The sequence below is a fragment of the Gilliamella sp. wkB72 genome, assembly GCF_001693745.1.
GTDB classification, from domain to species: Bacteria; Pseudomonadota; Gammaproteobacteria; order Enterobacterales; family Orbaceae; genus Gilliamella; species Gilliamella apicola_E.
This window is the reverse complement of sequence record NZ_LZEI01000006.1, coordinates 586,423-599,727: the sequence shown is the minus strand read 5'-3', so window position 1 is coordinate 599,727 and position 13,305 is coordinate 586,423. Positions and strand designations below refer to the sequence as shown.

General features: G+C 33.9%; 11 protein-coding genes and 1 tRNA gene. 8 read left to right on the top strand and 4 right to left on the bottom strand.

Going from position 1 to position 13,305, the window contains the following annotated elements; translation table 11 throughout:
* Window positions 1–16 precede the first annotated feature (16 nt).
* The 4 genes from A9G07_RS04125 to A9G07_RS04110 all read left to right on the top strand — a co-directional run bounded on the left by A9G07_RS04125 (window position 17) and on the right by A9G07_RS04110 (window position 4,792).
* Window positions 17–1,675 (top strand): ABC transporter ATP-binding protein/permease, encoded by a 1,659-nt coding sequence (locus A9G07_RS04125; RefSeq protein ID WP_141677468.1) that lies wholly within the window; start codon window positions 17–19, stop codon window positions 1,673–1,675.
* A 45-nt stretch (window positions 1,676–1,720) separates the two neighbouring features.
* Window positions 1,721–2,248 (top strand): HugZ family pyridoxamine 5'-phosphate oxidase, encoded by a 528-nt coding sequence (locus tag A9G07_RS04120; protein ID WP_065562842.1) that lies wholly within the window; start codon window positions 1,721–1,723, stop codon window positions 2,246–2,248.
* 200 nt (window positions 2,249–2,448) lie between these two features.
* Window positions 2,449–4,011, top strand: a complete 1,563-nt coding sequence (gene gshA / locus A9G07_RS04115) for a glutamate--cysteine ligase (protein WP_065734133.1) — start codon at window positions 2,449–2,451, stop codon at window positions 4,009–4,011.
* A 1-nt stretch (window position 4,012) separates the two neighbouring features.
* Window positions 4,013–4,792: an endonuclease/exonuclease/phosphatase family protein gene (locus tag A9G07_RS04110; RefSeq protein ID WP_065562840.1), complete on the top strand. Its 780-nt coding sequence runs from the start codon at window positions 4,013–4,015 to the stop codon at window positions 4,790–4,792.
* Here the strand turns inward: A9G07_RS04110 and A9G07_RS04105 are convergent.
* Genes A9G07_RS04105 through rnhA form a run of 3 tightly spaced genes read right to left on the bottom strand, consistent with a single transcriptional unit; the run spans window position 4,773 to window position 7,308 of the window.
* On the bottom strand, window positions 4,773–6,023 hold the full coding sequence (locus A9G07_RS04105) for a transglycosylase SLT domain-containing protein (RefSeq protein ID WP_081303339.1): 1,251 nt from the start codon (window positions 6,021–6,023) through the stop codon (window positions 4,773–4,775). The genes A9G07_RS04110 and A9G07_RS04105 overlap by 20 nt on opposite strands.
* A 42-nt stretch (window positions 6,024–6,065) precedes the next feature.
* Window positions 6,066–6,794 (bottom strand): hydroxyacylglutathione hydrolase, encoded by a 729-nt coding sequence (gloB, locus tag A9G07_RS04100; RefSeq protein WP_065734131.1) that lies wholly within the window; start codon window positions 6,792–6,794, stop codon window positions 6,066–6,068.
* 40 nt (window positions 6,795–6,834) lie between these two features.
* A complete protein-coding gene (rnhA, locus tag A9G07_RS04095) occupies window positions 6,835–7,308 on the bottom strand; it encodes a ribonuclease HI (RefSeq protein WP_065562837.1) in 474 nt (157 codons plus the stop codon).
* Between the two features lie 158 nt (window positions 7,309–7,466).
* On the opposite strand from rnhA, the gene dnaQ reads away from it, so the two are divergent.
* The 3 genes from dnaQ (at window position 7,467) to A9G07_RS04080 (ending at window position 8,847) form a co-directional block, all read left to right on the top strand.
* Entirely contained in the window at window positions 7,467–8,198 is a 732-nt protein-coding gene (gene dnaQ / locus A9G07_RS04090; protein ID WP_065562836.1) for a DNA polymerase III subunit epsilon, read from the top strand.
* 123 nt (window positions 8,199–8,321) lie between these two features.
* Window positions 8,322–8,398: transfer RNA gene (locus tag A9G07_RS04085), tRNA-Asp, on the top strand.
* A gap of 86 nt (window positions 8,399–8,484) precedes the next feature.
* The gene (locus tag A9G07_RS04080; protein WP_065734130.1) at window positions 8,485–8,847 is read left to right on the top strand and encodes a YbaN family protein; all 363 of its coding nucleotides are present in this window, start codon (window positions 8,485–8,487) and stop codon (window positions 8,845–8,847) included.
* Between the two features lie 95 nt (window positions 8,848–8,942).
* Here the strand turns inward: A9G07_RS04080 and A9G07_RS04075 are convergent, their stop codons facing one another.
* Window positions 8,943–9,995, bottom strand: coding sequence for a dihydroorotate oxidase (locus A9G07_RS04075; RefSeq protein WP_065734129.1), 1,053 nt, complete (start codon window positions 9,993–9,995; stop codon window positions 8,943–8,945).
* Between the two features lie 513 nt (window positions 9,996–10,508).
* Between A9G07_RS04075 and A9G07_RS04070 the strand changes: the two genes are divergently transcribed.
* On the top strand, window positions 10,509–13,280 hold the full coding sequence (locus tag A9G07_RS04070; RefSeq protein ID WP_065734128.1) for a flavocytochrome c: 2,772 nt from the start codon (window positions 10,509–10,511) through the stop codon (window positions 13,278–13,280).
* The last annotated feature ends 25 nt before the right edge of the window (window positions 13,281–13,305 follow it).

The following is a 13,305-nucleotide window of genomic DNA, read 5'->3' as shown; positions in this document are numbered from 1 at the left end:
ATAAGTTGTGCAAACATTGAAAAATATAATCTTGCTTATGAAGCTTTGCTTCAAATCAAGACAAGGTAAATATGGTTATTGTTATGCTTTAATTATTATTTGTTTAAATATTGTTTTAATTAAAATTAGTCTTGAAATGATTAATTGGAATAAAAACTTTTTTAATGCATTAGAAAAATATGACATGCAAGGCGTTATAACCCAATTAATCGTTTTTATGTTGTTAACTATTTTGGGGGCAATAACTTACTTAATAATTGAATTTTTAAGAAAAACCTTAGTGATTACATGGCGCAAGGTTTTAAATGATTCGATACTTGATAAATGGCTGAATGACAAGGCATATTGGTTTTTAAATCAAGACGAAATTGATAATCCTGATCAACGTATTTCCGAAGACTGCCTGCTATTTATTGAGCGATTAACAAATGAAGGCTTTTCGCTGATTACTCAATGTATAGGCCTGTTTTCCTATTTTATGCTTCTATGGAAAATTACCGATAATTTTGTTTTAAATTTTAGTCGATTCAATATTGATATAAGTATTTCTCATTATTTAATTTGGCTAGCACCTATCTATGTATTATTCACTTCTTGTATTGCCCACATGCTGGGGCGCCCCTTAAAAAACGTGTTAATTGAACAACAACACTTAGAGGCAAATTATCGCTTTGTCTTAACTCGATTTCGTGAATCGAAAGAGGCAATCGCGTTAGCGAATGGTGAAAAAGTGGAGAAACAACAATTTGAACAGCATTTCAATCATATTATCAAAAATTGGTATTTATTAATTAAACGACAACTTATTTTAGGCTGTTTTACACGGCCTTATTATTTAACGGTGTTAAGTGTGCCTATTTTCTTTTCTCTGCCTATCTATTTAATTGGTAAAGTTAGCTTAGGTTCTTTAATGCAAATTAGTAAATCATTTAGTAATGTTGTGACTAACTTGTCTTGGTTTATTTTCAATTATACTAAACTTGCCGAACTTATTGCATGTAGTTATCGTTTAACCCAGTTTTTTGAAAAAGCTAATCAAGCTGCTCATCAATATCAATCAGCTAGCCAATTAGAGATTAATCAAGATGCATTTTCGATTGAAGATTTAACTATAAAAAAACCGGATGGCACTGTTTTATTAACACTACCCAATCTTTATCTTAATAAAGGCGATTCGGTTGTTATATCCGGTGCATCGGGTATCGGTAAATCAACATTTTTCAAAGTAATTTCTGGCCTTTATCCCAATTTTGAGGGGATGATTAAAATGCCAAAATTAAAGACATTATTTTTATCGCAAAATGCCTATTTTCCGGTTGGGGGATTAGCTCATGCAATAAGCTATCCGCAACCTTTGTTTGAAAAAGATTTAAGTTTGATTAAGCAACTTCTATTAAAAGTTGGTTTTTCTACAGAATTTATCGATAGAAATTTACTCAGTGATAATTTAAAAACACTTTCCGGTGGTGAAAAGCAACGACTAATGATTGCAAGAATTTTAATGCATAAACCTGATTGGATTTTTATGGATGAAACAACCAATGCGTTAGATAAGCAGTCAGAAAAACAATTGCTGAAATTGTTAAAGACAAACCTACCGACAAGTAGTTTTATTATAATTTCTCATACTGATATTTCGAACTATTTTGATAAATGCATCCAATTGAATTTATAACAATGAAGTTAATAAGTTAACTGAATAGACAAACAAGGAGTAATTATGGCTGAGTCCAAAAATGATGTTGTTGAAAGTACAATAGAAAATTTACATGAAACAATTCGCACAATTATATTATCAACAATGACTAAAAATGGTGAAGTAGATACGAGTTATTCACCTTATTTTTTTGATGGAAAAGATTATTACGTTTTAATATCAGATCTCGCCCCTCATAGTCAAAATATGAAAGATAATGCAAATCTCTCTTTTTTAATTATTGATGATGAATGCAATACCAAGAATATTTATGCTCGTAGACGACTATCGTTCCGTGCAACAACAAGCATTGTTGAAAGAGAATCTGAGCTTTTTGATAACATCATTGACCAACTTGCTAAAAGGGTAAGTAAAATGGTGTATATGTTAGCGGAAATGAAAGATTTCAATTTGTTTAAAATCACACCAACAGTCGGTAGATTAGTTTTAGGTTTTGGAAAAACCTATATTGTTGATCATCAGAATAATCTTATCACACCGGTCGATGAGGATTATGTCGCTAATCAAAAAATTGAACAAGCCAATAAATAAGCTGATTCATTAGCAAAGTTACTAACCATTATCTATCTAGTAGATAATGGTTTCTTATTTGTGACATTCTATTAGTTTATATTATTTTGTATATTGATAGATTTCTATTTTCTTTTTAATAGTCACAAAACAGCCTATATAAACCATTAAACTATGCTAAAATTAAGCCAATTTAAACTGAATTTAGGAAATATAAAATTATGATTCCTGATGTTTCTAAAGCACTCAATTGGTTGGAAAAACACTATACAATTTTACAAGGCATTCAACGGGGTGTTGAACGTGAAACGCTCAGAATTTTACCAGACGGCTCTTTAGCAAAAACACCTTTTCCTAATAAAATTGGTTCAGCATTAACTCATCCTTGGATAACAACCGATTTTGCTGAGTCGATGCTTGAATTTATCACGCCGGTTAATACGAATATTGATTATATGCTCACGTTTTTGCGTGATTTACATCGTTATGCTAGTGTCAGTATCGGCGATGAGATGATGTGGCCATTAAGTATGCCTTGTTTTGTGGCAAATGAAGACGATATTATTTTGGCGCAATATGGCTCCTCAAATGAAGGGCGTTTTAAAACGGTTTATCGAGAAGGATTGAAGAATCGTTATGGCGCAATGATGCAAACCATATCCGGCGTGCATTATAACTTCTCTTTGCCTATGGCATTTTGGCAAGCTCGGTTTGGGGTGAAAAACGCCGAAGAAGGAAAAGCGGTTATTTCTGAAGGTTATTTTACTTTAATACGTAATTATTATCGATTTGGTTGGGTGATTCCTTACCTGTTTGGCGCATCACCTTCTATGTGCTCTTCATTTATTCAAGATAAGCAAAAAGCTAAAGCATTTATAGAACAAACCAATGGTAACTGCTTTTTGCCTTATGCAACTTCATTAAGATTAAGCGATATTGGTTACACCAACAATGCCCAGAAACAATTAGGTATTACCTTTAATCATCTAGATACTTATGTTGAAGGATTAAAACGTGCCACCCATGTCAAATCAGATGAGTTCAGTAAATTAGGCATTAAAGTTAATGGTCATTATCGACAACTAAATGATAATGTTTTACAAATTGAAAATGAATTTTATGCACCAATTCGTCCTAAACGAGTTCCTAGAGCAGGGGAGTTACCTTCAGATGCCTTATTACGTGGTGGAATAGAGTATATTGAAGTACGTGCGCTTGATGTTAATCCATTTTCACCAATAGGTATTACTGAGGAACAGATCCGCTTTATTGATCTATTTTTGATATGGTGTGCGTTAGCGCCAGCGCCTGAAATGAGTAGTGCCGAACTTGAGTGTACAAAATTAAATTGGAATCGGGTTATTATGGAAGGGCGTAGACCGGGTCTTGAAATTGGTATCGGCTGTGATAGTTATCGTGAGCCATTATCGAAAGTCGGCCACGAATTATTTAAAGATTTGCTCCGTGTTGCTGATGTATTGGATCATCAAGATGATAAACAACATTATCGTAAAGTTTGCGAACGGCTTGATCTGATGTTTGACCAGCCTGAATTAACACTTTCAGCAAGAACGCTTGAGGCTATCAGCGATTTAGGTACTGCTAAATTTGGCTTAGTTTTAGCAACTCAATATAAAAATCAGCTTAGTTCAGAACCTTTGCAATTATTGACTGATGGTGATTTTGTTCAGCAAAGAACTATGTCAATTGAAAAGCAACAAAAGAAAGAACAGAATGATACTTTGTCATTTGATGATTATTTAAAAGAAAAAATGAACGGTTAAAATGTTTAAACATCGAGACTATACACTACGATATCAAGGAAATAGTAGTGTTGAACTGATATTACCAAACCATAAGATAGTCAATGATGAACCACTAATTGATCAATCATCATTCTCGGTTTTGGTTTGGAATATTTTTAAACAGAAAAGGGCTGATTGTATTAAAATTCTTGAGCAATATGCTAGCCAATCCAAGTTAATGCTATTACAAGAAGCCCAAACAACACCACAATTATTGAATTTTATATCTGCGAATAACAAAGTTGCCGATCACGTACCAGCTTACTGCTTTAATGATATTTTTGCTGGAGTTATGACTATAACTGATTCAGCACCGACTAAAATATTATCGTTTAGAGAAAAAGAGCCATTTATTCGGGTACCCAAATCAGCTCTAATTACTGTTTATCCAATTAAAAATTCTACTAAACAGCTGTTAGTTGCCAATATTCATGCCATCAATTTTAGTATTGGCGTAAAGATATATCGTCAACAGATGTATATGTTATTAAATTATATTAAGCAACATGATGGACCAGTGATTTTGGCAGGTGATTTTAATGCATGGAGTCGGCAACGACTGAATTTACTCTATCATTTGACTCGATCAATAAATCTTAAACCGGTTAATTTTGCTATTGATATTCGAAAAACGTTTTTAGGTAGGCCATTGGATTTTATTTTTTATCGAGGTTTGAAGCTTGATGCGGCTAAGATAATTAGTACAGCCGCATCGGATCATAATCCATTATTAGTCAATTTTAAAATGAATTCGAATTGACTAAATTAATTGTTAATACATCACCTTCTTTTACTCGTCCATTTTTTAATTTATTCCATTGTAAAAGATCGGTGATTTTCACTCGGTAATTCCTCGCAATGGAATAAAGATTATCACCAGCTTTAACTTGGTAAGTAATCTGTTTTTTGCCATTACTTAAAATAGATTTAGCATCTTTAGCATTTACTGTACTGTATTGAATTGTCGTTGATTTAATTTCAAACGGCATATTGTTATGTGGCACATCTTCTAAAAGCTCAGTTACTTGACTAGTAACTAAATTCTCATTTTTCAACTTTTTGAATAGTTTATTTGCATGAGAATAAGGAACTAATAGATGAAAAGGGCCATTTACAGTTTGTTGCACATAACCGGCATTGTATGTCATTAAATCATTTAGTGATAATCCAGTATATTGCGCTATTTTAGACAATGAAATGTTTTTAGACATATCAATTCTAACTAAAGAGTTTTGATAATTACAATCCGGTAGTTTAATTCCATAACGTTTATTGTTTTTAACAATGTCGATAATAGCTAATATTTTTGGCACATAATGCATTGTTTCTTGTGGTAAATCTAAAGACCAATAGTCAATAGGTAGCCCTTTAGCTTTATTTTTATCAATCGCTCGTTGAATTCGACCTTCACCTGCATTATATGCAGCTAATGTTAATAACCAGTCGCCATTAAAGCGGTTATTAAGATTTTGTAAAAGAGATATAGCTGAGCTGGTTGAAGCAATTAGATCGCGACGTCCATCAAAACTACTGCTACGTTTTAAACCATATTCTTTAGCTGTAATTGGCACAAATTGCCATAAACCAGCCGCTTGAGCAGGCGAGGTAGCTAAAGGGTCATAAGCACTCTCAATTAATGGAATTAAAGCAAGTTCAACCGGTAGCTTATTTTTTCGTAACTGATTAATGATGTAATATACATAAGGTTCAGATCGTAATGCAATATTTTCAAATCCCTGTGGATTACGCAGTAAACGTTCTCTTTCCGCGACAACTCGGCTGTTGTTCGGAACATTTACGTTAATTTGAGTTAGCATGTAATGCCAAGGATTTTGCGTGACTGAAGCGTAATTAACACCACCACTTTTAACGCTAGAATTAACTATTGATTTAGAATTGTATGGTTTTGAGCCAGAAGTGTATCGCGACCCTTGGTTTTGACACCCGACTAAAAAAGCACATAACACTGTAAATATTAATAATTTTTTCATTAGATTATAAGTTAGGACATTAATTTAAACGACTTATTATACCTAAAAAATGTCCTTTTGGCTCCTAAAAAAAGCAAACAGTTCTAACTCATTGTTACAATTGAATTTGTTTTGTAAAGATTTTTCTTTACACCGTAAAAATAAGTTAATCTGTTTTTCTTTGGTTAAAATAGAAGGCAAAGTAATTTTCTTTTTGCAAATATAATTATAATATTCATGAATAACTTTATCATGTGGAACCATCATTTGTGCAAAGTTCAAATTAGCTTTAGTATATTCGTGTCCTGCACAAATAAACGTATCATCAGGTAGTCGCTTTAAATTATTAAGCGAGCTTAGCATTTGCTTATAATCACCCTCAAAAATTCTACCACAACCAGCAGACATTAAGGTATCACCACAAAATAGATATGGTCGGCAATAATAAGCTAAATGTCCTAATGTGTGTCCCGGTACTGAAATAATATCAAATTGAAAATCAGCAATTGATATTTTATCTATATTATCTAGATAGTTAATCTGCAAATTAATTTCACTAGGCCCATAAACTTCAATATCGGGATAAAATGCTTTTAGCTCTGTTACCCCGCCAGTGTGATCGATATGGTGGTGAGTTAGTAAAATTGCAAGGGGTGACAAGTGATGTTTTTTTAGATAACTAATTACAGGGGCAGCTTCACCTGGGTCGATAATAACAATTTGTTTATCGTTGTTTTCCAACAACCAAATATAATTATCTTTTAGGGCCGGGATAACATGTAATCGATACATAGTTATTATACCTTCTTAGTTATCTAACTGTTTTTTGTATTCAGTCCTTTAATGATGCTTCAAAAATAGTATCGTGTAAAGTTGGGGATTCGGCTTGATTTTTAGCAATAATATCACAACGCTCATTTTCGATATGACCAGCATGACCTTTAACCCAAATCCATTCAATAGTATGTGATTTAGCTATTTCATCTAAACGTTGCCACAAATCAACATTTTTAACAGGTTGTTTATTTGATGTTTTCCAGCCATTTTTTTTCCAGCCATGAATCCAATTCATAATGCCATTACGTAGATATTGGCTGTCAGAATACAGTTGAATTTGACACGGTTCTTTAAGAAGCTCTAAAGCAACAATTGCAGCTAATAATTCCATTCGATTATTGGTGGTTTTAAAATAACCTTGAGCTAATACTTTTTCTGTTTGTTTATATTTTAAAATTGCGGCATATCCACCGGGACCAGGGTTACCCAAACAAGAACCATCTGTGAAAATTTGAATTTTTTTTAACATACTAAATAAACTTTGCCTATTGAATAAAATTTAGAATTAAATAATGTGATGTTGTGTAATTAGTGGCGAAAACACTGTAGGTATCAACATCAGCGCATTTTGGTGTTAGACTATACCATTAATTATTAAATTTCCCAATTTTAGAAGAAGAGTATAACGTGATAACACATTCAACACGTCAAATTGTATTAGATACTGAAACAACAGGTATGAACCAAGACGGTAATAATCACTATGAAGGGCATAAGATTATTGAAATTGGTGCTGTTGAGGTATTAAATCGGCGACTAACTGGCAATCATTTCCATGTTTATATCAATCCAGAACGTTTAATTGATGAAGAAGCCTTTAGAGTTCACGGTATAAGTGATGAATTTGTTAAAGATAAACCAATATTTAAAAATATAGCACATGATTTTATAAAATTTATTGATGGTGCTGAATTAGTCATTCATAACGCATCGTTCGATGTCGGATTTATGGATTATGAATTTCGTCTTTGTGGTTTAAATTTTAAAACAGCTGAACATTGTATTGTTACTGATACACTAGCTATGGCTCGGCGGCTTTTCCCTGGTAAACGAAATAATCTAGATGCACTATGTGAGCGTTATCAGATTGATAATTCACATCGTACACTGCATGGCGCTTTACTTGATGCTGAGATTCTAGCTGAAGTTTATTTAGCAATGACAGGGGGGCAAACGACGTTAGCATTCAGCGCTGAAGATAATCCATTATCAATGTCAAATAATACCGTCAAGAAAATTGAACGTAATGGAACTCCTTTAAAGATTATTAAAGCAAATGAATCTGAACTCTCTGCTCACGAGTCAATTTTAGAAAAGATTGATAAAAAAAGTGGCGGGGCATTATGGAAAGCACATTAAAGTACATTAATGATTGTTTTCTATTCAATTGAACTTTATTTTTAAAAATTTTATTGACGAAAATAAAAATAATCTTTAACATCACGCCTACTTTGATGTTCCACATTAAAGTATCTAAAAAGCGGAGCGGTAGTTCAGTTGGTTAGAATACCTGCCTGTCACGCAGGGGGTCGCGGGTTCGAGCCCCGTCCGTTCCGCCAATTCTTATTTTTCTTTATACTTTCCTTGTTTATTATAATTGTGCTATCTTCGATATCCTATGAATATTAATTAAATTGATTTAGACATGCTAAAAAAATCGATATTTGTTGTTCTAGGTGGAGTTTCTTTTGCTTTAGGAACTATTGGTATTTTTATTCCTTTGTTACCTACAGTACCTTTTTATTTACTTACTGCATATCTATGGTTAAATAGTTCAGAGCGCCTCTATAACTATTTTACACAAACTAGTTACTATCAAACTTATATCCAAAAAATGCTAATTGAAAAGAAGGCAACCAGGTCAAGTTTATTTAAGATGTTGGCAATGGTGTTTGTTGTGCTACTTATTCCTTTTATTATTTTTAATTCTTTACATGTTAGAATAATCTTAGCCACTGTTTTTTTTGCTCATGTCGTTTTTGTCTACTATTATTTTAATAAAAAGTGATCAATATAAAGGTTGAAATTAAGAGAAAACAGGGTAAATAAGTTACCCTGTAACAAAAATATTAGCTCTTTATTGCGATGTATTATTTTTGACTATTATTTCAAACTCTTTTTTATTTCAATAGCAAGTAACGGATTCCACATCGCACCTGTTGCACTCATTACAGCATCAGCACCATTTTTTATAAATTGATGATAATGTTCACTGTTACTAACTCCACCAACACCTATAATTGCAAATTTTAAATCCATTTGTTTACGATATTTATAGAGTCGACTAACCATATCTAAGCCAGCCCAACGAATTGCATCGCCACAGATACCGCCTTCTTTTCGGTTTTCACCTAAAGCTGGATGACCATTTGCGTCAACAGGTTTTGCTGACAACGTATTAATCGCGCTTAACCCATCAACTATATTTCCAATACGAGTTAATAATGAAACGATTCTTTCATCATCTGGGAAGTAAGCTAATTTCAGGATAAGAGGACGGTCAGGTACAGCATTTTTAATTTCTTTAACAATTCTTTCAACTCTATCTACATCAAAGCAAAGTAATTTACTTGCACCTTCATTCGGGCAACTTAAATTAGCTTCTAAAATTGGTGCATTGGTTTCTCTTACTAATTTAGCGGCTAATGCATAATCTTGTTCAATCACTCCATTACCTTGAGTTCCTTGGAAGCTACCAATAACACATTGTCCTGGACCAGCAGCTTTAACAGCATCAGCCATATCTGGTTGCCATATATCTGGAGCAAATGATGGAACCCCAAATGAATTAGTGATTGAAAGAGGTTGGCTATAATTAGTATCAGCTAAAACTGTGTCTAAATTACACGTAAGTTTACCTTTCGGATGAACAGATAAAACATTAGGTAACGGATGGCATTTGTGTAATTTTGTTCTTACCGTTTTATATACACATAAATCGAATCCATAAGCAAATGCTGCTTTAATATAATTTGCATTTAATAAAGGCCCAGCGGGTTGGCCAAATGGTAAATTAACATCAACATTTAAGAATTTGGTTGGTTTAGTTGAAACTTTTTCTGCTTTATCTAATTCTGCAAAAAGTCCAAAAGGTCCTTTAGCATAATTATCTTCATAGCTAATACTTGGGTTATAAAAAGGGATCAAAGGTTTCATGGTATCTCCTGTTTATGGCTGTTCTGGAAGTGGTATTGTTTAGTAATTTGATATAAAATTGGAAGGTTGAATTTATAGATATAAAAAATCCTCCATAAAGGAGGATGAATATTCAAAATAAAAAGACAATTCAATTTTATTATTGGTTTATTTGTATGGACCACAAGCATAATCAAATTCTCTTTTCTAAAATTGGTAAGCATTTTAGTCGAATAAAAATAAAGTACAAGTGATAGAAGTTAAAAAAATATAAGTAAATGAAATAGTTATAGTGTTTTTTTTTAGACAGGTTTATGCAGTATTGTACGCAAACACTTTCAAAATAACATAAAAAACAGACAATTCTTTTTGTTATATCCATAGATTGTTTTATAAATTATTAATAAATTTGAATAAATTTTTGTCGAAAAAATGATATTTTCCGACTAATGAAACTTATGTAAGTGGAGAAGAAAAATTTCGGATGTTATGATCCACGTTAACATTTAAATATTAATGATTAGGTAATGAAATATGAAAAACGAAGATATTTTTAAACCAGTAATCTTACCCAATGGTGTTTCCCTAAAAAATCGTATTATGATGGCACCAATGACTACTTGTTCAGGGTTTTACGAAGGTTCTGTTACGCATGATTTAATTGAATATTACCGAGCAAGAGCGGGTGAAATTGGCACTATTATTGTTGAATGTGGATTTGTTGACAATAAAGGGTTAGCGTTTCCCGGTGCGATTGGTTTAGATAATGATGATAAAATAGAAGGATTAGCGAAGATCGCTAAAGCCATTAAAGAGAAAGGTTCCAAAGCAGTTATCCAAGTTTATCACGGTGGCCGTATGGTTGAGCCTAAACTTATTGGTGGACAATCGCCAGTTGGGCCAAGTGCGATAGCTGCACCACGACCAGGCGCAGCAACCCCAATTGAATTGACGGCAGATGAAGTTGATGAAATGATTGATAAGTTTGGTCAAGCTGTTCGTCGAGCGATCCAAGCTGGATTTGACGGAGTCGAAATTCATGGCGCTAATACCTACTTAATTCAACAATTTTACTCACCTAACTCAAATCAACGAACTGATAAATGGGGTGGTAGCCGTGATAATCGAGCTCGATTCCCATTGGCTGTTTTAGATATTACTCATAATATGGTTAAAGAGTATGCCAACCCTGATTTTATTGTTGGTTATCGTTTTTCGCCGGAAGAATTAGAAGTACCTGGAATTCGTTTTGATGATTCGATGTACTTACTTGAAAAATTGGCTGAAAAGGGACTTGATTACGTTCACTTCTCTATGGGGGCGATCTTAAGACCATCTATTGTTGAAACTAATGATCCAACGCCTTTAATTAATAAATATGTTGCAATGCGATCACAGACATTAGCTAAAATTCCGGTTGTTGGTGTAGGTAATGTGGTTAATATAAGTGATGTCGAAGCCGCTATGGATAACGGCTTTGATCTGGTTGCAGTTGGTCGGGCATGTATTGCTTACCCTGATTGGCTTAGTCGAGTCGAAAAAGGGGAGAAACTTGAACTTTTCATCAATAGTGATAAACGTGAAGAACTCAATATACCTGAGCCACTATGGCACTTTTCATTAGTTGAAAGCTTGATTCGTGATGTGAATCTTAATGTAAAAAAATTCAAGCCGGGCAATTATCAAGAAAAGGTTAATGATGAGTCTTATGAATACTTAATTAATGTTGAATTAGGTAATGACTTTGTTAAAGACATGCAATTGCTCAATGCTAATGATTTTGATAGTGAAGTGGTCAACAACTTTTCTGAAATCAAACATCGTATTATTGACTCTAATAGTCCTCACGTCGATGCAATTTCCGGCGCGACATCACAATGTGAAGCGTTCAAAAAAGCCGTAACGAAAGCTATGGCGAAATCAAATAAAGAAGCTATCCTTGCAGAGGGTGGTGATCCTAATGATAAAGCTTATGATGTGGTGGTTGTTGGTAGTGGTGGCGCTGGACTAGCAGCCGCTATTCAAGCACATGATTTAGGAGCAAGTGTAGTTGTGGTTGAAAAAATGTCGGTTATTGGTGGCAATACAAATAAAGCTTCTGCCGGTATGAATGCAGCTGAAACTAAATTCCAAAAACTTAAAGGCATTGTGGACAGTAAAGATCTGTTCTATAAAGAAACCTTAACAGGTGGTAAAAACAAAAATAATCCTGAGTTACTTCGTTATTTTGTTGAAAATGCTCCTGATGCCATTGACTGGTTAGATAATAATGGTATCGAACTTAGTGGTATCACAACAACGGGGGGCATGAGCATTGACCGTACGCATCGCCCGGCAAGTGGTGCTGCTGTTGGCGGATTTTTAATTAGTGGATTGCAAAAAAATATCAACCGACGTGGTATTGAAGTTATGCTTGATACCAATGTAACTGAAATATTAACTGAGAATCATAAAGTTGTCGGAGTTAAAGTCAGTGAAGAAGACGGCTCCGTTCAAACGATTAAAGCCAAAGCGGTTATTATTGCTACTGGTGGATTTAGTGCAAATCGTGAAATGGTTGAAAAATATCGACCAGATCTGAAAGGATTTGTTACTACTAACCATAAAGGTGCTACTGGTTCCGGAATTATGATTCTAGAAAAACTGGGAGCAGGCACAGTGGATATGAAAGAAATTCAGATTCATCCAACTGTTGAGCAAACAACTTCGTATTTGATTTCCGAATCAATTCGTGGTGGCGGGGCGATACTGGTCTCCCAAAAAGGGCAACGCTTTGTCAATGAGTTAGATACTCGTGATAAAGTTTCAGCAGAAATTATTAAATTACCGGAGCATTATGCGTATATTCTATTTGATCAACAAGTACGTAATGAAAACAAAGCTGTTGAAGAATATGTATCACATGATTTAGTCGTTCAAGCTGATACGATTAAAGATCTTGCTGATAAACTCTCAATTGACAGCAATACTTTATCTCAAACTGTTGAGCGTTATAATCAGTTCGCTGAAACAAAACGTGACGAAGACTTTGGTCGAACAACTGGTATGCGACATCCTATTAACAAAGGACCATTTTATGCGATTAAGATTGCTCCGGGTGTGCATCATACTATGGGTGGGGTAACGATTAATACCGATACTCAAGTTTTAGATACGGATAAACATGTAATACAAGGCGTATTTGCTGCTGGCGAAGTGGTCGGTGGTGTTCATGGTGCCAATCGTATCGGTGGAAACGCTGTTGCTGATATCATTATATTTGGTATGCAGGCAGGTAGAAAAGCCACTGATTACATTAATCATTAATTGACTAATATGACTTAAGCTTGTT

Bases quoted from the DNA above. Each gene is read 5' to 3' on its own strand.
- A9G07_RS04120 (WP_065562842.1), top strand. From the start codon at position 1,721: ATGGCTGAGTCCAAAAATGATGTTGTTGAAAGTACAATAGAAAATTTA.
- gshA (WP_065734133.1), top strand. From the start codon at position 2,449: ATGATTCCTGATGTTTCTAAAGCACTCAATTGGTTGGAAAAACACTAT.
- A9G07_RS04110 (WP_065562840.1), top strand. From the start codon at position 4,013: ATGTTTAAACATCGAGACTATACACTACGATATCAAGGAAATAGTAGT.
- A9G07_RS04105 (WP_081303339.1), bottom strand. From the start codon at position 6,023: ATGAAAAAATTATTAATATTTACAGTGTTATGTGCTTTTTTAGTCGGG.
- gloB (WP_065734131.1), bottom strand. From the start codon at position 6,794: ATGTATCGATTACATGTTATCCCGGCCCTAAAAGATAATTATATTTGG.
- rnhA (WP_065562837.1), bottom strand. From the start codon at position 7,308: ATGTTAAAAAAAATTCAAATTTTCACAGATGGTTCTTGTTTGGGTAAC.
- A9G07_RS04080 (WP_065734130.1), top strand. From the start codon at position 8,485: ATGCTAAAAAAATCGATATTTGTTGTTCTAGGTGGAGTTTCTTTTGCT.
- A9G07_RS04075 (WP_065734129.1), bottom strand. From the start codon at position 9,995: ATGAAACCTTTGATCCCTTTTTATAACCCAAGTATTAGCTATGAAGAT.
- A9G07_RS04070 (WP_065734128.1), top strand. From the start codon at position 10,509: ATGAAAAACGAAGATATTTTTAAACCAGTAATCTTACCCAATGGTGTT.